Source organism: Natronobacterium haloterrestre (assembly GCF_900112205.1).
GTDB classification, from domain to species: Archaea; Halobacteriota; Halobacteria; order Halobacteriales; family Natrialbaceae; genus Natronobacterium; species Natronobacterium haloterrestre.
This window is the reverse complement of record NZ_FOKW01000008.1, coordinates 12,481-37,629: the sequence shown is the minus strand read 5'-3', so window position 1 is coordinate 37,629 and position 25,149 is coordinate 12,481. Positions and strand designations below refer to the sequence as shown.

The following is a 25,149-nucleotide window of genomic DNA, read 5'->3' as shown; positions in this document are numbered from 1 at the left end:
TTGGGAAGGGAAGTGAGGAGAAGAAAATGGGGGCAGAGAGGAGACGACCAGTAGATCGAAAAAGCTGGACAAGAGGACGGCTACCTGATCGCTAAACGGGGACGAGGGGGGCCAGCGGAGAGAAAGAGAGGGAGAGGCAGATTAGAGTAGAGTAGAGTAGAGAGGGAGAGGCAGAATAGAGTAGAAAGAGAGTAGATTTCGTGTGCTTTCAGTCGGCGGCCTTGACGATCTCCTCCCTCGTCTCGAGGACGATCGCCGGATCGAGGTCCAGTTCGTACTCGTAGTACTGGCCGCCGCTGAGACCCTTGTTCCGCTCGTGACGGACCAGAAAGCCGAGCATGTGTAGATCCGAGAGGTGATCCTGAATGCTCTTCAGGGTCGTCAGCGGGGTCGCCCCATAGGCGTCCGCGACCCGCTCGTACCCCTCCTGGATCTCCTTCGATCGAGCCGGGACCTCCCCTCGTTCCTCGAGTTTTGCGATCGTCTCGAGGATGTACTGGGCGTGTTCGGTCTGATCGCGGATCTTGTTTCGCAGCCGGCCCCGCTGGACGAGCGTTCGTGCGTCCTCGATATGCGAGTCGTCGACGACCTCGTGGCCCTCGCGCTCGGCGACTTCGGCCCCGACGCGTAACAGGTCGATCGCCTAGCGCGCGTTTCCCATGTCCTGAGCAGACAGTGCCGCAGCCTTCGCGATCGCGGAGTCGTCGCACGCGCCGTCGACGAATGCCCGATCGGCCCGGTCGCGGAGGATCGTCCGGAGTTCTCCCGCGTCGTACGGGCTGAACGAGATCTCGGTCTCCATGAGCGTGTCCTTGACCTTCGCCGACAGCGACTGGCGGAACGTGTAGTTGTTGCTGATGCCGATGATTCCGACCAGCGAATCAGTGATGTGGCCGTTCGAGCGCGCTCGAGGGAGTTCGTAGAGCAGCGTATCGACGTCGTCCAGGTGATCGATCTCGTCGAAGACGATCAGGTGGGTGCCGCCGAGCCGGTCGAGCTGGCTGTAGAGTTCATCGAAGGCGTCCCCGGTACCGAGTCCGCGCTTGGGGAACGGACTCGCGTCCGGCGGCAACAGTTCGTTGACGAGCCGTCGAACGACCATGAACAGCGTCTTGCCGTTGCAGTTGATCTCGTGGACGTGCAGGTCGTCCGCCTCCTCCCGAACGTCGACTTCGGCCTTCAACTCCTCCATCATGTACGTGGTGACGGCAGTTTTCCCGAGTCCGGCTTTTCCATAGAGGAAGATGTTCTCGGGCTCCCGGCCGAACAGCACGTCCTGGAGCGCGTGACTGAACGCTTCGATCTCTTCGTCCCGTTCGAGGATCTCTTCCGGCTGGTAGCTCTCGCTGAGGACCGATTTGTCGGTAAAAATAGTCTCCGTAAGATCACTAAACGGGCCAGACATTCGGTACTCACGACCAGTTACTGCATAAACTTAAAACCTCTTTTCGTCGGCTTCGTCTGCTAATCCCGTAGAGTAATATTGCTGCTGAGACCCGCTCTATCTGGGGATTCGTACATTCCCTGTTCGAAAGCACACGAAACCTACTCTCCGTCAGTATCTCTCGTCTCCCCCGCTTCGTTCCGAGGATGTCCATGCCGCAAAGCGGGCTCGAGGATCCACCCTACCCGATCCCCTTCGGGGGCAAAAAGCACACGAAATCCCCTCCCCTTCCCCCTCCGCTGTCTAGGGGGAGAGTCATCGTGTGCGAAGGGGTAGCCGACGCTTGCGACCCGTGGAAACTTGGAGTGGACAAGGGCATTCACGTTCCGTCCCCGTCGTTGATCCGTTTCGGTCGACCGACCAGAGTGAAATCGTAGTTGCAGTCGAACCCGCGACAGTCAACTGGAATAGCCCGACGGTCGGAAGCCGTTTCGACCCCCTGGCGACAGACCCCAAAAGCACACGAAATCCACTCTCCCCCACCGATGGATACCTCGTGCATCCGACCAGCGGTTTCCCGCTCGTACGGTCTTGGGGAAACCGCCTACCGGTCGGAGCGTCGTCACCGCCGTTCGTCAGTCGGTTCGTTCGTCGTCTCGTCTTCGTCCGAACCGTTCGTCAGCGCCTCCTTCGACGACAGGGGTGCAGTCGGCTCGTCGGTCTCTCGAGCGGAGGCCGGTGGTTCCGGCGGTTCGAACGCAGCAACGAGCAGCCGACCGAGACGCGTCTCCCGGAGTTCCGCCAAGCTCCGCTCCGAACGAGTGCCCAGCGCCGAGAGCACGGCGGCGACGAGGTGGATGGCGAACGAGCTCGCCGTCAGTGACGCGGCGAGCGCACTGGTTATCGCGGACAGCGCGACGACCGGAAGTACCAGCATCGAAAGCACCGCGATCGGACGCCCACGAACGACCGCGGCGGCATCCTCTCCCGTGGCGACGGCGGCGGACCCCGGAACGCCCCGCTCGAGGGTCGCTACCACGCGATCGAGTATTGCGATGACGGGACCGACCGTCCACGTCTCGCGGAGGTCGATCACGATCACGTCCGGGTCCGGTTCGGCTGTGAGCCATCGATACAGGGAGGAAGCCATCACGTATCGACGCAACGTCCGCCCCGCCGCTGCGACGCGGGACTGCGAGCCCGCAGTCCGGACCCGTTCCGCCACGGCCGTCCCCACCGACCACACCCGCGACGATGACCGGACGGCCTCGAGTCGCTCGTGGGTCGGAGACCGTGACCGACCCGGTCGATGGGCTTTTTCCGACTGATCAGACTCACAGTCGCGGGATTCGGACCGCGATCCGGGACCGGAACCACGCCCACGCACGATCGACCCCGCTCGTGACTGCTCCCATGCGGTCCGAACACGGGCGATTGCCTCGTCGAGCGTTCGGACCGCCGTCGATCGTTCGCGTGCGCTCTCGAGCATATCAGTCGAGTCGTGTCACGGTTCCCTCGATCAGCGTCGTTTCGAAATCGAGGATAATTCTGTCGCCGTCACGGATCGATTCTCCGTGGAACTGCAGCCCGGTCTCGGTCTGCCGTGTCTGCAGTTCGACCGTTAGCGTCACGTTTCCTTCGTCCCCGCGGTCGACCGACTGCACCGTTGCGAGCGTTTCTCCCCGAATGGATTCGGTGAGTCCCGCCTCGAGCCCGTCCGCGATCTCCGGCGGAACGTCCTCGAGTTCGACGTCGGCGGTCGCGGTCGACGGCTCGCCCGGAAGTTCGTCGGTCGCCGGGTCGACCACCTCGGCGACGAGTTCGTAGCCGTCGAACGGCAGGATAAACTGGGTTCCGGTCGATACTGGCGTTCCTGCATAGGTCGGCGCCGACGCTTTCGAGTGGGTGTGCAGGTCAGCGCCGACGAGTACGCGGTACTGGTCCGGCCCGACCGGGTACAGTCGGACGTTCGTGATCGTTGCCGCGGTGTGGTTTCCAAACGTTACCGTATCGCCCTCGGTGATCCCGGTAGCCGTTCGTTCCGAGACCGTCGTCTCGAGCAGGACCGGCGTGGTCGTCGTCTCGAGCGACGTTCCGTCGTCGTCGAGGGCAGTCACTTTGCCCTGTGTGACGTATTCGTCGGTCTCGATCCGGAGGTCCGTCCCGATTCGGGGGTAGTCGCCCGTGACCTCCGCCCGAACGACGACGTGGGCGTTCCGCTCGTCGTCGACTGTGGAAGTAACGTGGACGTCCGTTATCGAGAACGTCCCGTCGACGTTCGACTCCTCGTCGGTTACCGCGAACGAATCACCCGCTTCGACGCGTTCGGCGATGTAGTCGGGCTGGTGCCCCAGATCGAGCGTGAGGTACTTCGTCTCCGGCTGCTCGACCGGCTCCACGTCGGATTCCGGTTCTTGGTCTTCGTCGTCCCCCAGGACGCCGACGACCGCAACCCCCGCGACGACGACCGCGAGAACCAGCAGAACGACGAGCGCGTCGATGACGTTGACGACGCCGAACAGGTTTCCTTCCTCGTCGATCAGTGGCATGGCTCCCCCCGGGTCGTGATCGAAGCGGATCGATTCGAGGCTGCAGTTTGGCTCATCGGTGCGACCGTATCGATACGTACGACCTCCGTCTCGTCTCGAGCGATCGATGCGAACGGTTTCCTTTCGGCGTCGGTGCCAACGACTCCTCTCCCCTTCATCCCTCGGATGCCTCGGACGTGCTCTCGGGCGAAGGCTGGGCCCCTTCTCGTTCGTCTTGCAACCGACGTTCGGCCTCCTCGCGGTCCTCCGGGTAGCCGACGTCGATCCGCCAGCCGTCCATCCGGATCGCATCGATCGTCCGACCGGACTGGATCAGCAAGTCGATCGCCTCGCTGAGTTCGTACTCGCCGCGGTCGCTGGGCTGGACCAGGTGACAGGCGTGAAAGATCGCCGGCGTGAACGTGTAGAACCCGGTCATCACCAGATTAGAGGGCGGATCGTCGGGTTTCTCGACGACGTCGGTGATCTCGCCGTACTCGTTGGTATCACAGACCCCGTATCGGGACGCGTCCTCCCAGGGGACTTCTTCGACGAGGAACGCCGCATCGGCTCGCTGCTCCCGCTGGCGGTTGACCACGTCCTCGAGGTTCGCCTGGAAGATGTTGTCCCCGAGCATGAGCACGAACTCCTCGTCGATGTGGTCCTCGACGGTGAGCAAGGCGTGGGCCAGTCCTTTCTGTTCTCGCTGGTGGGTGTACGTGATCGGCACGCCCTGGAACTCGTCGCCGTAGTGTTCGATGATTCGCTCCTTTTCGTAGCCGACGACGACGACGAGTTCCTCGGCGCCGAGGTCGACGACTTGCTGGAAACAGTGCGTGAGAATGGGTTTTCCGTCGACTTCGACCATTCCCTTCGGTTTGTCCTCGGTCAGCGGCCGCAGCCGCGTCCCCTTTCCGGCTGCGAGTACGACAGCTTGCATAATTCGATTCGACCAACTGGAGTTACATATGTCTTCTTGCTTGGCGAACCAGTTCGATCGCACACCCCTCCCCCACCCGGGACGACCGATTCGATCGCCACAGGGCGGTATATCATCGGGTTCGAAGGCGGTCGACGAAGTACACGACGGCCGCGAGCGCTCCTGTCGACAGGAATACCAACGGGTCCGACGATACGTAGAGGTTCGGCGTCGGGTGCCGAAGCCAGGTAATCGGATACAGCCACGTACCCGCCACCCCGTCCGCATACATCTTCAGGGCATCGACGAGCAGGTGCGAGAGGCCCCCGGCGAGCAACACGCCGAACGCCCGCCGGTGTTCGTCGGCGACGACGACCGCTCCGACACCCGCCAGCAGGAGCGTTCCCCCGAGGGTATGAATCGCGCCGATACGAAACGGCACGCCGAACGCGGCCTCGAGCGTCGCGTCGGAGACGAACAGTCCGATCCGATTGAGATCGGGCAAGAGCGCGCCGATCGTTCCGACGGCGACCCACCGTTTCGTGAGCCAGTCGAGTTTCCAGCTCGCGACGGTAAAACAGACGTAGGCCACGAGAACGTGGGAGAGGAGTTCAGCCATGGGGTCTCACCCGTTCCCGTTCCGGCTCCCGTTCGGTCGCTGTTCAAGTTCCGCATCCGCCCCGATACGTTCCGTTTTCCCTGCGGTCCGCGGCTCGAACCCGAGCCGTCGACCGTCTGGCCGCCAGTGCCGGAAGAAGTACCCCACCGCAAGCAGGATTCCGAGCAGCGACACGCCGTGCTTGTACGTCGCGGCGTCCGGGCCCGAGTTGACCACGACGACCTCGTCGGCCGTCATCGAACGATCCTCCTCGAGTTCGCCGTAGACCTGTACGGTTCCGCCCGGTTCGACGGCGGACGGATCGAGCGGCGTCGCTTCGTCCCGGATCGAATCGGTCCCGGGAGAATCGGCGTTGGTCTCCTCCGGGCCGGGTCCGACGTCGACCTCGAGTTCCGCCACCACCTCGTCCGCGGAGTCGGTGACGTGAACCTCCACCGTCTCGTCCGGGTTGACGTCCTTTACCTCGCCGAACAGGAGCACCTGATCGTCGACGTGGCGATCGTACTCCGCGTCGAGTTGCTCCCCGGTCGGGTGCGGCCAGTTCTCCTCGTAGGTGGCTCCGTAGTGAACGCACAGCCCTACCACTCCGGCGAGCAGGACGACGGCGACGGTCGCTCTGACTGCGAGACGCATTCCGTTCGTCTACGTGCTCGCGGATTTCTCACTTGACCGTTCCGTTTTCCGTTTCCCCACTGCCCGCCGATCCGGGGTCGTCGGCCGACCGCTCGAGGAAACGGGCCGCCGTGCCGGGGCGTTCCCGAAGGAAGGGCAGGACGGTGACGGGAACGAACTCCATCCGACGGTCGAGGCCGTACCAGACCGACACGGCAGTCGCGCCGAGTCCGTTGACGATCGCGTCGATCGGGGAACCGACACGGGCCGGATGCGAGAGCTGTGCGACCTCGAGTGCCGCGCCGAACCCAGTCACGACGAGCACCACGAACAGTCCCTCTCGCAGTCGCAGTTCCAACCCTCGCTCGTCGATCAGTGCGTAACCGAGGGTGACGGCCAGCGTCGCGTACGCCAGCGCGTGCTGGTGGGTAGAGCGTGGGAGCCGCTCGAGTCCAGTCGCGTGCAATCCGCTGGTCGCGACCGCCGGACCGGGGACCAACGCTCCCGTTCGGGGCCAGGAGAACGCGGGCGGCGTCGTAACGAGAGACCAGTAACAGATCACCGCGGCGACGACGCCGGTCGCCGCCCAGCGCACGGATCGTGGGAACAGCGGGAACCTGACCGCCACGTACGTCGTGGCTTCTCCTATCGAATTAGTAAAGAACGAACTGCGATCGTTCAGGCGGTGATTTCCGTGTTATTAGATATATGATCCATCCCTTCTTCACGTCGTTTGATAGCTAGGATCCAAAGTATTCAATCACTAACGGCAATATACATTTCATGAATCGACGCAAGATCCTTTCTACGGTCGGATCCGGAACGACGGTCGGCCTAACAGGCTGTATCGCGTCTCATGATCCAAATAGCAGAAGGGGGGAATGGTTAGTGGAGTATTCGATGTCCCCGAAGATATTGATATATCGTTTGAGGTCGAACAGAATTCTTCGATATTAGATCCCGTAAAGCTTCCAGAAATAATCGTCACGCTCTCTAATGACGGAGAAACGAGTGTTACAGTTAGTGGTTGGTCTGATGCAATCATTGATGATACGGAAAGTAATCCGCCTGGCCTGAAACTGATTTCAGAGCGCCATCGCGAAACTATTGACACTCGAGACCCTGCTGGAGTCCATTCGGCCGGTTGCCTAACGATCGAATCGTTTGAGAGGGCTACGGTGGGAGGCACTACCCTAGAACCGGGTGATTCTGCAACGGATAGAGTCAGTGTTATCGGAGATCATGAAGCATTTGATCAGACTTGTATCGAGTCAACGACTTATACTGTCTCACAGCTATATACGGTACAAGATGGACGAAACGACGAAGAACGAATCAATAGGGATCAACCTTACAGAGAATTTTCATGGGGGCTTATATTTGAAGTCAAGTGACGTGGGAACACAATATCGTGAGACGAATCGCCAACTCACTCAATTTCTCTTCCGACAAGTACTATCGACGCTCCGTCGGAGACGGTCGCCCCGCTGCCGCTCACTCGACTGTCACGCTCTTCGCTAAGTTCCGTGGTTTGTCTATCGACCGTCCCATGAGATTGGCGACCCAGTAGGAGACGAGTTGCAACTGGACGTTCGCGACGACGGCCGCACCGACGTCGTCGGTCGCCGGAATCTCGAGCACGTAGTCGGCGTACCGTTCGGCTTCTGATCGTCCGTCGGTGACGACCACGACCGGCGCGTCGCGTGCCTCGACCTCCTTGATGTTCGAGATCGTCTTCCGTGCGGTCTCCCCGTCGCCAGTCACGACCGCGAACACTGGCGTTTCGTCCGTCACCAGCGCGAGCGGGCCGTGTTTCAGTTCGCCAGCAGCGAATCCCTCCGCGTGTTCGTACGTGATCTCCTTGAACTTCAGCGCGCCCTCGAGGGCGACCGGGTAAGCCAGCCCGCGGCCGATAAACAGGAAGGCGTCGGAGCCGACCAGTTCCTCCGCGACGGCCTTCGCGTCCGATGTATCGAGCACCGTCTGTACCTGATCGGGAACCGACCGGAGCGCCTCGATCGCGTCGTAAGAGAGGCCGCCGTTCAACTGCCCGGCCAGCAGGGTGAGCGCGATCTGCTGGCTGGCGAAGGTCTTCGTCGCCGCGACGCCGATCTCCGGGCCGGCACGGATGTACAGCGTGTCGTCACAGACACGCGTCACGGAACTGCCGACGGTGTTGGTGACGGCGAGCGTCCGGGCCCCCGAGCGCTTCGCTTCCCGGAGCGCCCGCAGGGTGTCCGCGGTCTCGCCGCTCTGGGTGACACCGACGACCAGCGTTTCCCCGTCGACCGGAATTCGGTCGGCCGCGTACTCGCTCGCGACGTACGCGTTCGCTCGCATGCCGCGCTCGCGACAGATGGTCGCCGCGTGCACGGCGGCGTGATACGAAGTCCCACAGGCGACGAACTGGATCGGGCCGTCGTGCTCGAGCCCGTCGAGGTCCTCGAGCGTGATCTCGCCCGCTAGTTCGTCGACCCGGCCGCGGAGACACTGGCGCAGCGCGGTCGGCTGCTCGTGGATCTCCTTGAGCATGTAGTGGTCGTAGCCGCTCTTGCCGGTGTCCTCGGCGTCCCAGTCGACGGTTTCGACCGGCTTCTCGACGACCTCCCCGTCGGCGTCGGTGATCCGCCGTCCCGTCGCCGAGAGCCGGACGAACTCGCCGTCGTCGACGTAGATGACTCGATCCGTGTGGTCGATAAACGCCGGCACGTCGCTCGCGAGGTAGTGGCCATCGTCGCCGACGCCGACGACCAGCGGCGACTCGTTTCGCGCGGCGAAGATCTCGTCCCCGCCGGCGACGACCGCCGCGATCGCGTAGCTTCCCTCGAGCCGGTCGATCGCCCGCCGGAACGCCCGTTCGGGATCGTCGCCGGTCTCGAGATGGGAGGCGATCAGGTGCGGCACGACTTCGGTATCCGTCTCGCTGTCGAAGGAGACGCCCGCGTCGGTCAGTTCGTCCCGGAGTTCCTGGTAGTTCTCGACGATCCCGTTGTGGACGACCGCGACGCGACCCTCGGCGTCGGTGTGGGGGTGGGCGTTCGCGTCCGACGGCGGGCCGTGCGTGCTCCAGCGGGTGTGGCCGATACCGGTCCGTTCTCCGCGGAGGGACTCCTCTGGAAGCGTCGACCGGAGTTCGGACAGCTCGCCCTCTGATTTGTGGACCGAAAGCGACGCGTTCGCGAGGGCGACCCCTGCCGAGTCGTACCCACGATACTCGAGCGTCGAGAGCCCGTTGAGCAGGACCTCGAGAGCGTCCGCACCGCCGTCGACGCCGACGTAACCGACGATTCCACACATCGCTTACCGGACCTCCGTTTCCGAGTCGACCGAGCCCCGGACCGTCGCTCCGGCATTGATCGTCGCCTCCGCGCCGACGATCGTTCCAGGTGCGTAGGTGACGCCCCCCTCGTCCCGGGTCCGATCGGCGATCAACGCTCCCAGGCGTTCGTCCCGGTGGACCGTCGAGTCGACGCGGACGTCACCCGGGCCGCCGACGACTGCCGATCCGGGACCGATCCGGACGCCGCGGCCGGTCACGCAGTCGATCGCGGTCGCGTTCGCCCCGATCCGCGAGTCGGCGTCGACGACGCTGCGCCGGACCGTCGCGTTCGAGCCGACGGTTACGTTCTGTCCGAGACAGACGTTCGGCCCGACGACGGCACCGGCGTTGATCACGCAGTCCGGGCCGACGACCGCCGGTTCCACGACCGTCGCCGTTCCGTGAACGCGCGCCGACGACGCGACCGATCCGGTCACCGTTCCGGTCTCGAAGAGCGTCTCGGCGACCTCGAGCAGGTCCCAGGGGTAGGTCGCGTCGATCCAGATCCCCTCGCTCGCCGCCGCCCTGACCGTTCGCTCGTCGACCAGCGCCTCGAGGCCGTCGATCAGCGAGAACTCGCCGGCAGTGGGTTCGACGCCGGTCATCGCCTCGACGGCCTCGGCCTCGAGCGCGTAGACGCCCGCGTTGAGTCGGTACGTTCGGTCGTCGGTCGGGTTTTCGACGATCTCGGAGACCGTTCCGTCGGCGTCGACGATGGCGCCGCCGTACTCCGCGAGGTCGTCGTGACCGATGACGCCGAGGGTCGCGACCGCGTCGGGATCGGTCTCGTGAGTCGAGATCACGTCGCCGACGATCTTCCGGTCGACCAGCTGGTCGCCGTTTACGACGAGCGTCCGCTCCTCGACCGTCGATGCCGCGACGGCGAGGGCGTGACCGCTGCCCAGCTGGTGTTCCTGTACGACGTACTCTATCGGCACGTCCCGGTAGGAGGGGCCGAAGTGGGACTGGACCGCCGACCGGCCGTAGCCGACGACGACTGTCAGTTCCTCGATTCCGGCCGCGACGAGCTCGTCGAAGACGTGCTCGAGGATCGGTTTGGTACCGGCGGGAAGCATGGGCTTCGGCCGGTGTCGCGTCAGCGGCCGGAGCCGTTTCCCCTCTCCCGCGGCCAGGACGATAGCGGATCGGACGGACATCGAGCGCGTTTCTCGTGGCATCCAGTGTACGTCTTGTGGTATGTCTCCCGCTGGAACCCGTAAGGGTAGTGGCCGATCGGGACTGCCTCGACTCCCGAAGGCGGGATCAGCGACCCGGAACTCCGACGGAAACGCCGTCTCCGCTCTCGAGGCGATCCCAGACGACGATCACCGACGGCAACACGAGGATGGAGGTCAGCCACGCGTAGAACACGCCGAGCGCGAGCAGGAGGCCGAACTCCATGATCAGGGGGATCAACGCGAGGTACAGCACCCCCAGCCCCGTGACGGTCGTCAGCATGCTCCCGGTGAGCGCGCCGCCGGTCCCGCGGACGGTCACGAGCAGCGATTCGTGCACGTCGCCCGTGTTCTCGTACTCGTCGACGAACCGGTGCATGAAGTGGACGGTGTAGTCGACGCCCAGCCCGATCGAGACCGAGAGGATCGGCGCGTTGATCGGCGTTAGCGGCACGTCGAACAGCCGCATCGAGCCCGCGAGCAGGGCAACCGCCAGCAACACCGGAACCAGGTTCAGGACGCCGTAGATCGCCCGGCCCTCGAGCCACCAGTAGGAAAGCACGAGGAAGATCATCGTCAGGAGAAAGGCGACGACGAGGCTGTTGATCGACGATTCGGTCGTCTTCTCGATCACGGCCTCGAAGATGACCAGTTGCCCCGTCGCCGTCGCGTCGAGTTCCATCCCGTCGGCGACGGTTCTGGCGGCGGCGACGGCCTCGTCCTGATCGGCGTCGACGTCGATCTGGACGTCGATCCGGGTCGCGCTCCGGTCGGTCGTCAGCCGATCGGCGGCCTCGTCCGCCCCGTCGGAGGCGAACAGCGCGTCGTAGACGGCGTCGACGTCACGATCCGGGATCCCGTCGCCGCTCGAGTCGTACCGCTCGACGGTCGCGGCGAACTCCGGATCCGTCGCGGCCTGGGAGTCGATGACGTCGAGGATGGTGTCGGCGTCGGCCTCCCGGCCGTCGGATTTGAACGCCTCGGGCGGGTTCCGGACCGCGCGGTCGACCTCTCTGAGTCCGCGGTCGGACCTGAGATCGCTGTCGTCGACGTATATCGTCACCGAACCGTCGATGCTCTGATCGAAGTCCTCCTCGAGGTAGTTCAGCACCGTCATGAACGTGTAGTCGCTGGGCTGGAGCGGGCCGGGCAACGACTGGTACTGTTCGATCCGGTCCTCGTCGGGGAAGAACGCCTCCTGATCGAACTCGGTGTCGACGCCGGTCCCGTACGCGGTGGCACCCGCACCGAGCACGAGCATCGCGACGAGAAAGAGCACGGGGACCGCCCGGGCGACGTGAACGCCGACCGGCAGCACACGGCCCATCCACGAGTTCTCCTGACCGAGCGGGGTGGAGCCGAACTCCGGGAACCGCGTCCCCTCCCGGAGGCGGTCGAAGCCGACCTTTCCCGCAGGGAGAAACACGCTGAAGATGAGGAACGTAAAGACCATTCCCGCCGACGCGACGATGGCGAAATCCCGCGTGATGTCGCTGACCAGGTTCGCCATAATGCTGAACACCGTCGTCAGGGTGACGATCAGCAGCGCCGTCGTCAACTGGTCGGTCGTGATCCCCATCGAGTCACCGATCGACTTTCCGGTACCCCGCTCTTCCCGGTAGCGGTTGATGATGTGGATCCCGAAGTCGATCCCGACCGCGAGCAACAGCGGGAAGACGGTGATCAGGGAGTCCGAGAACGGGATGTTCGCGAACCCCATGAATCCGAACGTCCAGATCATCGTCATCACCAGCGCCGCCAGTCCCAGCGCGAGGTCGACCGGATCGCGGTACGCGACCAGCAGGAAAAACAGGATCAGGACGATCGCCGCCGGGAAGACGACGATGGCCGTATCCCCCAGCAACTGGACGGTCTCCTCCTCGATCACGGCATCGCCGAAGATGACGACGTTGTCGTCCGTATCGAAGCCCTCGATCTCGTCGGCGATCTCCTGGGTCTCGAACTGCAGGTGGGCGTGATCGCTCGTCTCCGACATCGGCGGCGTGTCGTAGGTGATCGCTACCTGTGCGACGTCCGCGCGCGCCGATTCACGGGTGAAGTCGGTGCTTACCGGGATCCCCATCCGCTCGTCGGCTCGAGCGATCGCGTCCTCGAGTTGACGCGGGGATGCTCGCTCGATCGCCCGGTACTGCCGTTCGGCCGTCGTCGCCTCCGGATCGAGTTGCGTCGCAATCAGCGACGCCGGACTCGTCGTCGAGGCGACCCGCAGACCGTCCTCGTTCTCGACCCGATCCTGGAACTCGAGCATTCGCAACAGGTTCGGCTTCGAGAGGACGTTCCCGTCGTTCCGATCGGTGACGAACAGCTGGGCGGTGGTGCCGCCGGCGTCCCGACCGGAGCGGTCGAAGTTCTCCTGCATTTCATCGAACGCCTCCTGCGCCTCCGAATCCTCGGTGAACTGGTCGGTACCCGCCTGCTGTTCGCCGCCGCCGGCCACCGCCCCACCGAGGAAGACGGCCGTCACGAGCAGAAAGACGAGCACGACGGTCCAGGTCCGTTCGGTGATCAGAGGGTTGATGCGACGAGTGAACGGGTCCTTGCTCCCGCCGTCGGGGCTGGACTCGGAGCCGGCTTTGGAGGTACTATCGGAGAGGCCAGCGGCTCCACCGCTCCCGAAGTCGCGATTCCCGTCACGTTCTGCTGGCCCGGTGTTCGCGCCAGCATCGTCGGTTCCTCTCCCGAATCGCGAGCCGAGCCGTGAGACGAGCGCTCCGATCGCTTTCGTCGCGCTCGCGCTCGTGGTCGCGGTCGCGGTCGCGGTCGTGGTTTCCGTTCCGGGACCAGTCGTGGAACTCCCTTCCCGTTCGCCAGCCCCTTTCACGTCGCTGCTCGAGGAGCCTGCTTCCGCTCCCGCTTCCGACTCCGTCTTCCTCGCGTCTCGAGACGGGTTCCCGTCGGCGTCGACCTCTCCATCTCCCTCGACGGCTGCCCACACGTCGTCCGAGCCGTTCGACTCCTCGCTCTCCGCTTCGTCACCCGGCGCGTCGAAATCACTCATCGGTGACCAGTCACGCTCGTCGCCACCAGAGCCCGATTCCGAGCCCCGCACCCGTAAGCAGCGCCATCACCGTCACGATCGAGCCGACTGTGGTTCCGCCGTCGTCGCCGTTGCTCTCGCCGACGTCGATCGGGTGCTGGTAGACGTCCGAGACCACCGTGTCGCCCCGTTCCGTGTCGTACTCGAAGTCGAGTTCGACCGGGTGCGTCTCGAGTGCCGCGTCCGCCGTGGCCGCGATCTCGAACCGAATCTCGGCGGACTCGCCGGGCTCGAGTTCGTTCACGAACGCGTCGCTGTTGGGCGCATCCAGGGGGCTGTCCGCGTAGAGCTTCGCGTCCACGTTCGACAGCGTCTCCGGCCGCTCGTTGGTGATCTCGAGCAAGACTTCGCTCGTCTCGCCCTGGCGGACGTCGGCCGCGACCGTCTCGATCGAGAACTCCTCGTACCTGTCGTCGATCACGACGCGTTCCGAAATCGGGCCGTCGGTGGCCGTCGTCCGGTCACCGCTGCCGTACTCGACCGTAAATTGGAGCTGGCGCGGTCCCGCGTCGGCCTGTCCGCTGACGTCCGTCGGGTAGCGGAATTCCGTGGATTCGCCCGGCTCGAGTTCGGGCAAGGCGTACCGGGTATCCTCGATGAACAGCGACTCGCTCTGGGGAGTGACGTCGAGAACCGCGTCATCGACGGTTCGTGGCCCCTCATTGGTGAGCGTCCCCGTCACTTCTCCGTCGTAGCCGACCGCGAGAGTACTCTCGAGGTCGTCGATGGCGAACGCCTGTTCGGCGGCCGGCGAAAGTGACGCTGTGACGCTGTTGGCCTGTCGCTCGATGCCGTTTTCGTCCTCGTAGGTGAAGTCGATCTTGAGGGGGCGCTCGCCGCCGCTGATGCTCTCGTCGATTGCCACGTCGACGGTCATCGTCGTCGATTCGTTCGGCTCGAGGTCGCCGATGATCTGTTCGGCCGGTGTTTCGGGCGTGCTGCCGTCGACAGTGATGCCATTTCCGGACGTGATGCTCGTTCGTGTCTGGTTCGAGGTCCCGGGACCGGTATTTTCGATTTCAAGGAGAGCTTCACCGGAGCCACCTGGTTCAACGCCAGTCGAGATGTTAGACACTTCGAATCTGGGCTCCTCGGGCACCACGATAGTGACGTCAAACGTTTCGCTTACACTCTTACGCTGGGAGGTCCCTGATCGATCAGATATCCTGTCCGTGTATGCATAATCAATACGGATAGAAATTTCATGCTCCCCGGGCTCAATGTCGGAGGGAACGCTTATTTGGTGTGCGAACGATCTTACTTCTCCATCCCGGATAGGACCCAGAGCTGTTTCCCCTCCTGATGCCTCAAATGGGCCTGGATCGTCAATTTGAGCTGTAACCGCTCGAGCAGTGAGAACTTCTGTCCCAGTTCCACTACTTCGTTCCGCATCATTCTGTATGTCTAATTCGACTGTTTCTTCGGTACCTGGCGCCACTTCATTGTCAGAAATATGGATTGTTAGATTCGGTTCTCCACTTTCTAGCCCACTTACTATTGTAGGTGCTGCAAGAACGACACATGCAATTACTGCTATACCGATAAGTACTTGAACAGTCCGACTCATTGAAAACTCTCCTTAGAAGGTTTTTGACCGGTACTATTTTTTGGGTCTCCTGAAATCACACTGTAAAATCTCATTACTGGTCTTGTAGGACTATTTTAATATAGGTCTTATGATTGAACGTTCAATTAGGGATCTGAAGACCAGCAAGTTCCAGGGTCTCGGACAAGATTCCATCACAGACTAAGAGGGATTACTATACCCGAAGCGGAATAATAGCGTTTTACTTGGCTGTGGCAATTCTATAGAGGATTACGTCTCGGCCATCTATCAAAACACAAAACTTATGCCGGGCCTTTCGGTAGTGTCGGATACCCCTACCTGGGTGGTCGAGTTGGTAATCGATGATTGGACGGCCGGATCGCTGGCGGTTGCCTCCCACGAATCGCACACTAAACAACCGAATACAACGACAACACAACACTAACACATGACAAGCGAATCATCATATCGTGAAAAGGGACGTGCAGTGTTCCTGGCCGCGATTATGGTACTTTCCGTTGTCGCCATGTCCGCAGCGTTCGCGGGCGGAGCGGCAGCGGCTGTTAACCAAGACATTTACGACGACTCGGATGCTGACGACAAACTTGACTCCGGAAGCACCTTCTGGGAAGGACAGTCTCTGTACTTCGAAGATACGGAGTCTAGCCCGTCAGATACCGATGATTACGAACTGCGCGAACTCGACGATGACGACAGTGGTTCACTCGAGACGCAGTTTACGCTGACTGAAAACGACAGTACGGGTATCCACTGGACTACCATCGATAGCGAAGATCTCGATGGCGAATACGTCATCGAGAACGATGATGGCAATGTCCTCGACTTCAGTGACGGCGAAGTCGACTCGGAACTCACAAGCCCCTCCGAGGGTGACATTGATGACGCAGCCTTCGAGATCACCCAACAGTCGTTCGACGCTGAGTTCGAGTCCGACGAAGTTACGGACAACACTGACGACTTCGAACTCGAACTCGACTCCAACCGTGGCACGTACACGATCGACGTCACGGCTGACGAGGTCGACAGCCTCGGTGCGTCTGACCTCGAGCAGATCTTCAACGCTGAGGACAACGACGACGTTGATGTCGACGACGAAGATGACGTCGCTACCCTCGAGAACTACAACGACGGTACGTACGAACTGAACTTCACGGACATCGACGCTGGTGAGTACCAGTTCGACTTCGATGTCGTGGACACGGCGGCTGAGTCCAGCGCGACGGTCAACGTGACCGAAGCTGCTGACTCCGACCGTGAGATCGACTCCGTCGTCGAAGAACGCGGCAACCTCGCCAACATTACGGTCGAGCTGACCCAGACCGACGATGCCGCGATCCAGATCGGTGAATACGACGACGTCGCCTACGAACTCGGTCTCGAACTCGACGACGAGATCGACAGTGACAAAGTCACCGTCCAGTTCAACAGCCACACGGCTGCTGCTGGTGGCCACAGTGACGAAGAAATCATCAACAAACTAGTTGATGACCCTGAAAACGACGACACCCCAGCCAACGCAGATGACTGGGATGAGAGCAACGTCGTCACCGTCTACGAACACAACACCTCGACCGAGGTCGACGCCAACGTTGAGTTCCTCAACGTAACTGAAGACAGTGATACCTACGAAGACGGTACCATCCCCAGTGAAGATATCCTTAATTACGAGGATGGTGAGTGGGTCGTTGCGGACGACGCACCGATCTTCTCGAACCCGCTGGCTGATGGCGACTACGAACTGACCATCGGCGACCAGTGGGACGAAACCACGACTGGTGACGACCCCGAGATGAACAACGAGGACGACTCCTCGCTGCTGACGCTCACCGAAGCCACGCCGGCCGGTGACGTCCTGACTCACACGGCGCCCGAAGCCGCAGACCTCACCACCCTCGAAGAGTTCGAGGACGCAACGGTGACCCAGACCGAAGCCATCGCTGAGGACGACCACCTCCTCCTGACCGTCGACGACTTCGGTGCCACCGGCTCCATCGACCAGCTTGACGACAGCTCCGTCGGTAGCGACCTCGCCGACGCAGGCGTCACGCTCGAACTCGAAGAGCAGGACTCGCCTGCAAACGTCGATCCCCAGACCTGGAACACCAGTGACGAAGACATCGACCTCGAACTCGTCAACCTCGACGACTACGAGGGCGACCAGCTGATCCTCAAAGTCCCCTACGACACTGAGGGAGACTTCGAGGCCGACGCTGGCTACGACTGGACGTTCCAGATCGACGACGACTACGCCTACGCTGACGAAACCGTCGAGGTCGACGGTGAGTTCGAAATCACCGAACGGACGATCTCGATCAACGACAAGCACGAAGAAGTCCCCAACGCGGCTGACGCCGAAGTAACTGGCGACACTACCGTCGCACCTGGCACGGACGTCACCGTCTGGGCCAAGTCCACCGGGAACTTCGTGACGGACAACTCCACTGAAGTCGAAGTCGAAGACGGTGACCGCGTCTGGAGCACCACCTTCGACTTCAGCGACTACGACGCCAACACCTCCGTTGACTTCGAAGCCAGCGAAGCTGGCGACGCTGACACCGCCACACTCGAGGCAACGCTCGTCGACGCTGAGGAAGCGCTCATCAGCCTCGACACCTCCGCACCTGAGAAAACTCAGGTCGGTGAAGACGCCTCGCTCGACGTGACCGTCGCCAACGACGGTGGCGCCGCCGACACGATCGACATCGGCGTCGTCATCGACGACGAGAACACCTACAGCGAAGACAACGTCACTATCGAGCCCGGTGACGAGTGGAGCGAGAGCTTCGACTTCGACACCTCGGAAGCTGGTGACATCGAGTGGAGCGTCTCCGCTGGCGACGAGGAAGCCACCGGTACTCTGACCGTCTCCGAGCAGAAGGAGAACGGTGAGAACGGTGAGAACGGTGAGAACGGCGAAAACGGTGAGAACGGTGAGAACGGCGAGAACGGCGAAAACGGTGAGAACGGCGAGAACGGCGACAACGGCGAAGAAGACGGTACGCCCGGCTTCGGCGTCGCTGTCGCTGTTGTCGCGCTGCTCGCCGCCGCCATGCTCGCGCTGCGCCGTCAGAACTAACGCCGACTAACTACCGGCTCACGCCGGCCTGCAGTTTCCGCCGCATCCCGCTTTTCTTTTGGACGTAACGGCGCTCGTACTCGCAGACCCGTCACGACGCCACTCACACGCCCCACTCCGCAAGATGGGCCAGCCTCGAGGACAGCCGATACGTTCATCACTGTGACACTCCTCGAGATCGATATGAACCGTCGCCAGCTATTGACGACGGGGTCCGTGGCAATGGGTATCGTCGTCGGCTGTCTTTCTACCGACGACGAAGCGATCGGCCTCGGCGAATCACACCACCTCGAGTCCGTAGCCCTGACCGTGGACGAACTGCAACTGGCGATCCGCTTCGAAAGTGCCCGGGGTGTGACCCGCCGATCGCAGATCGGGTCGATGTTCGTGTTCCTCCACGTCACGTCCCGGAACCGTGGCGACGGAGTCGCGGACCTGGCTCGAGTCGAGGAGTTCCGGCTCAGCGTCGAGAACGATCAGTACGAACCGATACACGGCGCTGGAGGGTCGGTCGAAGCGTACGCCGACCCGGTCGAGGGAACTCGATACGAAGGCATAGATCGTGCTCGTCCCGAGATCCGAACGTCGGGGTGGGTGGCGTTCGAGATTCCTATCGACACCGACGTGGCTCGGTTTTCCTGGGCTCGTGGCGACCCGAGTCCACGCTACTGGCATCTCCAACTCGACTCTAGTGCAGATTCGGTACCGGATATTCGCCCCAAGACGTTCACCGCACCATCGTCGGTCGAACGACACGAGTCTGTATCCCTCGAGATCGAACTCGAGAACCGTGGGGGAACTGCCGGTGAATTCAAGCAGCCGATCGTGATAGAGCCGACGGGAGAGGAACGGCTGCTCAGGGCCGAACTCGAACCGGGCGAAACGGAGTCCGTTTCGGTCACGGTGGCCCAGCCGATCGACAACGAAACGCCCGTCGACAGGGCAACGTTCGTTCTCGGCGACCGACGGACGACGGTCGAATACGATGTTCCGATTCGAGACGTGGGTGAGCGCTACGTCGGTCCGGACGGTCTTTCGGTTGGCGTCGAGTTTTACCTCCTTCCCGAAACTGTCGAGCGGGAACTGACCGATGCAGACGGGACCCGAACCTACGAAGCTGATGGGGGGCAGCTTCTCATGATCGAATGCGCCGTCACGAACGAGGATCAGGTCGATCGGACGCCGCCATCACCGAAAGCGTTCGAACTGCTCGACGAGCATGGAAATAGCCACGATCTTTCGATAGTGTATCCGGCCGAGTCGTCGGTTGCCGACGCCGAATTTGTCCGCCCGATAACCGCTGCGGCGTACGACGACGGTGAATTGGCCCCGGGCGAGACCGAATCCGGGTGGATACTCTTTCGGACGGAAACAAGCGTTGCGATCGATCGGTCCCGTCTCCGATGGGAGCGATTGGATCGACGTCGTGATTCGGATGAACCGGTCGGCCTCACCGTAGAATGGCGGTTCTCAAGTACGACGGAGTAAGTCGGGTCGGTTAGTCAGAGATGTGCATATCTTGTATGGGCGTCCGTATCAGTCGTCCGCCGCGGCCGCTTCGACTTCACCCGCCGACTCCGCGCGCTCTAAGTCCTCGAGATATTCGTCGGCGTCGAGCGCTGCCTTCGACCCCATCCCGGCGGCCGTGACGGCCTGCTGGTAGTGGTAGTCGACGACGTCGCCGGCGCCGAAGATGCCGGGCACGTCGGTTTCGGTCTGGCCGCCGCCCTCGCCGCCCTGAGTCTTCAGATACCCTTCGTCGTCCATCTTCACGTCGGTGTCCTCGAGGTACTCGGTGTTGGGGGTGTGACCGATCGCGAGGAAGACGGCACCGACGTCGAACTCGAACTCGTTGGTCTCGGGGTCGTCGAGGCGGTCGGTGGGGTGACCCTTCTCGTTTTCGACGAGCGTCACGTGGTCGACCCCCTCTTCCTGGGAGCCGTGGACCTCGACGAGTTCGGTGTTTTTCATGATCTCGATCTCGCCGTCCTCGACCTTTTCGTGGACCCGGTCGACCCAGTGGTCCTCGGCGCGGAACTCCTCGCGGCGGTGGGCGATGTAGACGGTATCGGCGAACTTCGTGAGGAAGGTTGCTTCTTCCATCGCGGCGTCGCCGCCGCCGACGACGAGCATGTCTTCGCCGCGGAAGAACGCGCCGTCACAGGTCGCACACGTCGACAGACCGTAGCCCATCAGTTCGTCTTCGCCGGGGATTCCGAGCGTGCGGGCGCTCGCACCCGAGGCGGCGATCACGGCGTCGGCGGTGTAGACGTCCCCGTTCGTTAGTTCGACGCGGAACGGTCGGCTCGAGTCGTCACCGGAACGCGACGCGTTCTGGTTTGCAGTCGAACTTTGTTCGACACGCTCGACCGATTCGATGACGCCGTTTTTCAGGTCGGCGCCGAACTTCCGGGCCTGTTCTTTCATGTTGTTCACGAGTTCGGGGCCGCTGATCCCCTCGGGGAAGCCGGGGTAGTTCGCGACGTCGGTGGTCAGCGTGAGCTGGCCGCCGGGTTCGTCGCCTTCGATGACCAGCGGGTCGTTGTTCGCACGGCCGGCGTAGATCGCGGCGGTGAGGCCGGCGATTCCCGTGCCGGCGATGAGCAGCGGACGGTGTTCGACGATCTCGTCGCCGCCGTCGGTGACGAGTCCGAGCTTTTCGTCGAGTTCGCCCGTCTCGTCGAGGGCGCTCGTGTCGTCCCAGCCCCCGATCAGTTCGTCGTCGATGAAGACCTCGGGTGCGGTCTTGCGGCCATCTGCGCGTTCGACCATCTCCTCGAAGAGTTCCTCGTCGCCAGTGACGTTGTACTCCTCGTACTCGACGCCCTTGTTGTCGAAGAGGTCCTTCGCTTTCTCGCAGTAGGGACAGTCCTCCTTCGTATAGATCTCGACTCGAGGCTGGTCGCTCATTTGTCTGTCTTCGTGTACGGAAACGTGGCGTATACGAGTTGCGTTCCCTGCAGGGTCGTCGGGTGAGCGAGGGTCGCCCGGGATAGGCGAGAGGGCGTGTCCAGGGGTAGTCATCCAGTTTGTCGTCCCGTCCGCTGGCATCGTGTCGACGCGTTTAGGGCCGTCAGCCCCGACGATCCGGTATGGCCGCCGATCTCGAGGAGAAGACCGACCGGTACGGGGAACTGCTCGCGGAGGCGCTCGCGGAGGCGACGATCGCCCCGCCGGAGGGGACGCCGATGGCCGACGCCGCCGCGGAGTGTTACGAGATGGCCGAGTCCTATCTCGAGGACGGGCGACATTTCCGTGAGAACGACGATCCGGTCAACGCGCTGGCATCGTTTTCCTACGGGCACGCGTGGCTGGACGCGGGCGCGCGAGTCGGACTGTTCGATGTCCCTACCGAGGGGCACCTGTTCACCGTCGACTGAGTCGTTCGAGTCGTTCGATGGGCGTCGACCGTCGGGCATCGTCGCGTGCTTTGGGCCCGGGTTCCGGTCGCGGAGCCAACCTGCCAGCGGGAGTCTGGCACCCGACCGCCGGCCGACATTCATAACGATAGCTACTAGAGTGCAGGTATGGAGGCCGTAGAACTGTCGGTCCGGTTGCTCGCGGGGGCCTTGCTCATCCTGGCGAACGGGTTCTTCGTCGCGATCGAGTTCGCGCTCACTCGCGTTCGACAGTACCCCCAGTCCGAGTTCGACGCCCCCGGACTTCGGCGGGCATGGGAGATGACCCAGGACCTCGAGATCTATCTCACGAGCTGTCAGGTCGGCATCTCGGCGACGAGCATCGCCGTCGGCATCGTCGCCGAGCCGGCGCTGAAGTCGCTGCTCGCGCCGGTGTTCGAGAACACGGTTCTCGCGTCGATCGGGGCCGGCGGGCTCGTCGCGTTCGTCATCATCAACCTGCTGCACCTGACCCACGGCGAACAGACGCCGACGTACCTCGGCGTCGAGCAGACGAAGTTCGTCGCCCGGTACGGCGCGACACCGCTGTACTGGTTCGCGAAGCTGCTGTATCCCGTCATCCTGATCGGAGACAGCGTCGCGAAGTGGACGCTCCGGCGCTTCGGCATCGAGATGACCGGAGCGTGGCTCGAGACCGAGACCGACCGCGTCGAGTCACGGGCGGAACTTCGCCACCGGTTGGGGTCGTTACTCGACCGTGGCGGCCTCTCCAGGGAGCGCAAGGAGGAGATCATCAACGCCTTCACCGTCGGCGAGATCCCCGTCAGCGACGTGATGACCGACCGCGAGGACATCGTCTTCCTCTCGACGGCTGTCTCCCTCCGGGAGAACCTCGATCGGATCGGACACAGTCCCCACACGCGGTTTCCGCTGATCGGCGATGAACCGGCCGACTTTCGGGGAATCGTCTACGTCCCCGCCGTTATCGATCGACTCGACGACCTCCGGCGGGGCGAGGTCGGATTCGAAGCGGTCGCCGCCCCGCCGATGACGATCCGGGAGGACGTGACCATCAGCGAAGCGGTCGACCGGTTTCAGGAGAACCACCAGGAACTCGCATTGGTGTACGACGAGTCCGGAACGGAGGTCGTCGGCTTGCTCACCGCGACCGACGCCCTGGAAGCGGTAATGGGCGAAATCGACGATCCCCTCGATCTCGAGTACGGGGAGCAGGAAGGAAGAAGGACACAGGAGAGCGCTCGCCACTGACTGAGCGGGTCGACCGTCGGAGAAACTTCCAGCGGGGACGGTCAGGGAATTCGAACCGTGTGCTCGAGCGTCCCGACGCCCTCGACCTCGATCTCGACCTCGTCGCCGTCGGACAGCGGTCCGACGCCTTCCGGGGTTCCGGTCGCGATGACGTCGCCGGGCTCGAGGGTGAGGTAGGTCGTGATCTCGGCGATCAGTTCGGGGATCGAGAAGATCAACTGCTCCCGGGAGCCGTCCTGTTTGAGGTCGCCGTTGACCCGCGATCGGACGGCCGCGTCCTCGGGTACCTCGTCCGGCGTCGCGAGTACTGGCCCGAGCGGTGCCGCCCCGTCGAAGGCCTTTCCGCGGATCCAGTTTTTCTCCTGGCGCTGGTCGTCGCGGTTCGAGACGTCGTTCATGCAGGTAAAGCCCTCGACGACGTCCATGGCGTCGGCCTCGGGGACGTGGCGGCACTGCTCGCCGATGACGACGGCGAGTTCCGCCTCGTGGTCGATGCGGTCCTTGCCGGCAGGCGTAGTGACGGTGTCGCCGTGGCCCGCGAGGGCGTTCGGCGGTTTCAGGAACAGCAGCGGTCGGTCGGGTACGTCCGACCCCATCTCGTCCGCGTGGTCCGCGTAGTTGCGCCCGATACAGACGATTTTCGAGGGATCACAGGGCGGCAGGACGTCGATCTCGTCGCCCTCGAGGCTGTAGCTCTCGTTCGCGAAGTGGACGTGGCCGCTCTCGTACTCGCCGCGTCGGACGGCGCCGGCCGGATCGCGGAATCGAACGTATTTCATCGTCTGGCTGTTCGGTCGTCTTGGCGGGTCAAAAACGTTGAGAAGACGGCGGTTCTGGTCGCTGCTGTTCGACCACGTTGCCAGTTCTCGAGGGATAACCGGTCAAGGAACCGGGAGACGGCCAACCGGTAGAGGGGGTCGTCGTTTGCGGCCGGCGACCGCGGTGCGTCAGACCGTCCCACGACGGCGTCGGAACGGAACGCTTTTTACTAGCCCCGAGCAACGAAGGAATACGTTCGAAGGACGCGCCGCCCGGTGCGGTGCGTGAAGACGTGAACGCTCCGTTGGTGTAGTCCGGCCAATCATTTCGGCCTTTCGAGCCGATGACCTGGGTTCAAATCCCAGACGGAGCACTTCTTCGCGAACAATTTCGTGAGCCAAGAATGCGATTCTGATTTGAACGAGAGAAGTCGCAGCGCCGAGCGTGGCGAGGCGACCGCCTTCGCGTGGGTCAAATCCCAGACGGAACACTTCCCTGTTATTCGCGTTCGGTAGCGATGGCTGTCGCTACCGTACTGTCCCGGGCTCGGTCCTTTTCCACCCTCGAGAAATCGGACGGTATCCGATCAGGTCGCCGTCGCGGAGACGTCCGCCGTGCCACGGTTCGCGACGACGCTTGCGATCCCCAGGACGGCGACGACTGCGCCGACCACGACGTTGTTCCAGAACAGAATCCCTGACAGGCCGAAGACGAACGCCGACGCAAGCAACCACGCTCCGAGCAGTCCGGTCAGGAGCCGCGGGACGAGTCCGGGCACCGGGAGCGGCCCGCCGCCGGGAAACGCCGCGGCGAAGGCAGCGGTTGTCGCGATCGCGACCCCGACCAGCAGGTTGTGCGGGACGATCCATCCGGTGCCGGTAAAGAACACGCCCGAGAACACCGTCCAAGCGCCGATGCCGGCCGCGAGCCCGATTGCGCGCTGTGCCGTCGGCGAGGCCCTGCGGATCGATCGCGAGTCGCTCGTGGTCATGACTACACGTACGCGTTCGAGGTCACTAAAGGTACGACCGTGTAAACGCCGGTGAGAGTCGTCTTCTCCGGAGTAGCGGAGTGGCGGAGTAGCGGAGTGGCGGAGTAGCGGAGTGGCGGAGTGGCGGAGTGGCGGAGTAGCGGAGTGGCGCAGTAGCGGAGTTGCGCGGTCGCTGGCGGGTGATGAAACCGAGGATTCGACCGAACGCAGTCAGTGCAGGGAAACTTCGTAGTACTCGGTGAACTTGACGAGGTCGCAGTCCTGGAATCCATCCGCGACGGTCCCGTCGACGGCGGTACCCGGATCCTCCGTCAGTGCCGGGAGGCGTTCCTTCGCTGCTTCGCCCAGTTCGTCGTAGTGGCAGATCCGGGATTCGGCGGGGACATCGTCGACTCGCTCGAGAGTGATATCTACACTCATGGTATTGTGTACCACGAAAAGGTGTGCAGACACTTCAATATTTTCCCGGTGTCGATAACGATCGTCTACTAGAGTCTGTAGAAACCGAATTCAA

General features: G+C 62.7%; 18 protein-coding genes, 1 tRNA gene and 1 pseudogene. 5 read left to right on the top strand and 15 right to left on the bottom strand.

Annotated elements, in window-relative coordinates:
• Positions 1-208: 208 nt before the first annotated feature.
• The 11 genes and pseudogenes from BM113_RS23030 to BM113_RS15055 form a co-directional block, all read right to left on the bottom strand.
• A pseudogene (locus BM113_RS23030) lies at positions 209-1,405 on the bottom strand (Cdc6/Cdc18 family protein).
• A gap of 601 nt (positions 1,406-2,006) precedes the next feature.
• Complete coding sequence (locus tag BM113_RS22665) at positions 2,007-2,534, bottom strand: hypothetical protein (RefSeq protein WP_245758071.1); 528 nt, start codon at positions 2,532-2,534, stop codon at positions 2,007-2,009.
• 340 nt (positions 2,535-2,874) lie between these two features.
• Positions 2,875-3,933: a DUF4330 family protein gene (locus tag BM113_RS15095; RefSeq protein ID WP_089788889.1), complete on the bottom strand. Its 1,059-nt coding sequence runs from the start codon at positions 3,931-3,933 to the stop codon at positions 2,875-2,877.
• Between the two features lie 154 nt (positions 3,934-4,087).
• Positions 4,088-4,852 carry a UTP--glucose-1-phosphate uridylyltransferase AglF gene (gene aglF, locus BM113_RS15090; protein WP_089788888.1) on the bottom strand — a complete coding sequence of 255 codons (765 nt, stop codon included), beginning with the start codon at positions 4,850-4,852 and terminating at the stop codon, positions 4,088-4,090.
• A 112-nt stretch (positions 4,853-4,964) separates the two neighbouring features.
• Entirely contained in the window at positions 4,965-5,450 is a 486-nt protein-coding gene (locus tag BM113_RS15085; protein ID WP_089788887.1) for a metal-dependent hydrolase, read from the bottom strand.
• Positions 5,451-5,456: 6 nt separating this feature from the next.
• Positions 5,457-6,083: an OB-like fold-containing membrane protein gene (locus BM113_RS15080; RefSeq protein WP_089788886.1), complete on the bottom strand. Its 627-nt coding sequence runs from the start codon at positions 6,081-6,083 to the stop codon at positions 5,457-5,459.
• Positions 6,084-6,111: 28 nt separating this feature from the next.
• A complete protein-coding gene (locus tag BM113_RS15075; protein WP_089788885.1) occupies positions 6,112-6,690 on the bottom strand; it encodes a VanZ family protein in 579 nt (192 codons plus the stop codon).
• Between the two features lie 866 nt (positions 6,691-7,556).
• Positions 7,557-9,359, bottom strand: coding sequence for a glutamine--fructose-6-phosphate transaminase (isomerizing) (gene glmS, locus BM113_RS15070; RefSeq protein WP_089788884.1), 1,803 nt, complete (start codon positions 9,357-9,359; stop codon positions 7,557-7,559).
• Between the two features lie 3 nt (positions 9,360-9,362).
• A complete protein-coding gene (locus BM113_RS15065; RefSeq protein ID WP_089788883.1) occupies positions 9,363-10,538 on the bottom strand; it encodes a sugar phosphate nucleotidyltransferase in 1,176 nt (391 codons plus the stop codon).
• 106 nt (positions 10,539-10,644) lie between these two features.
• A complete protein-coding gene (locus BM113_RS15060) occupies positions 10,645-13,575 on the bottom strand; it encodes an efflux RND transporter permease subunit (RefSeq protein ID WP_089788882.1) in 2,931 nt (976 codons plus the stop codon).
• A gap of 10 nt (positions 13,576-13,585) precedes the next feature.
• On the bottom strand, positions 13,586-15,181 hold the full coding sequence (locus tag BM113_RS15055) for a COG1361 S-layer family protein (RefSeq protein ID WP_089788881.1): 1,596 nt from the start codon (positions 15,179-15,181) through the stop codon (positions 13,586-13,588).
• A gap of 427 nt (positions 15,182-15,608) precedes the next feature.
• Here BM113_RS15055 and BM113_RS15050 point away from each other — a divergent pair, with 427 nt between their 5' ends.
• Entirely contained in the window at positions 15,609-18,257 is a 2,649-nt protein-coding gene (locus BM113_RS15050) for a BGTF surface domain-containing protein (protein WP_089788880.1), read from the top strand.
• A gap of 903 nt (positions 18,258-19,160) precedes the next feature.
• Positions 19,161-19,745 (top strand): DUF4352 domain-containing protein, encoded by a 585-nt coding sequence (locus BM113_RS21945; RefSeq protein ID WP_143095847.1) that lies wholly within the window; start codon positions 19,161-19,163, stop codon positions 19,743-19,745.
• 48 nt (positions 19,746-19,793) lie between these two features.
• On the opposite strand, the gene grxC is transcribed toward BM113_RS21945, so the two are convergent.
• The gene (grxC, locus tag BM113_RS15040) at positions 19,794-21,167 is read right to left on the bottom strand and encodes a glutaredoxin 3 (RefSeq protein ID WP_089788878.1); all 1,374 of its coding nucleotides are present in this window, start codon (positions 21,165-21,167) and stop codon (positions 19,794-19,796) included.
• A 182-nt stretch (positions 21,168-21,349) separates the two neighbouring features.
• Here grxC and BM113_RS15035 point away from each other — a divergent pair, with 182 nt between their 5' ends.
• Positions 21,350-21,637, top strand: coding sequence for a DUF357 domain-containing protein (locus BM113_RS15035; RefSeq protein WP_007143520.1), 288 nt, complete (start codon positions 21,350-21,352; stop codon positions 21,635-21,637).
• 147 nt (positions 21,638-21,784) lie between these two features.
• Positions 21,785-22,885: a CNNM domain-containing protein gene (locus BM113_RS15030; protein WP_089788877.1), complete on the top strand. Its 1,101-nt coding sequence runs from the start codon at positions 21,785-21,787 to the stop codon at positions 22,883-22,885.
• 41 nt (positions 22,886-22,926) lie between these two features.
• Here the strand turns inward: BM113_RS15030 and BM113_RS15025 are convergent, their stop codons facing one another.
• Positions 22,927-23,664: a fumarylacetoacetate hydrolase family protein gene (locus tag BM113_RS15025; protein WP_089788876.1), complete on the bottom strand. Its 738-nt coding sequence runs from the start codon at positions 23,662-23,664 to the stop codon at positions 22,927-22,929.
• Between the two features lie 278 nt (positions 23,665-23,942).
• On the opposite strand from BM113_RS15025, the gene BM113_RS15020 reads away from it, so the two are divergent.
• A tRNA-Glu gene (locus BM113_RS15020) sits at positions 23,943-24,017 on the top strand.
• Between the two features lie 213 nt (positions 24,018-24,230).
• Here the strand turns inward: BM113_RS15020 and BM113_RS15015 are convergent.
• Together BM113_RS15015 and BM113_RS15010 are read right to left on the bottom strand one after the other, a co-directional pair.
• The gene (locus BM113_RS15015) at positions 24,231-24,635 is read right to left on the bottom strand and encodes an SPW repeat domain-containing protein (RefSeq protein ID WP_089788875.1); all 405 of its coding nucleotides are present in this window, start codon (positions 24,633-24,635) and stop codon (positions 24,231-24,233) included.
• A 210-nt stretch (positions 24,636-24,845) separates the two neighbouring features.
• Entirely contained in the window at positions 24,846-25,055 is a 210-nt protein-coding gene (locus tag BM113_RS15010) for a DUF7979 domain-containing protein (RefSeq protein ID WP_089788874.1), read from the bottom strand.
• Positions 25,056-25,149: the final 94 nt, after the last annotated feature.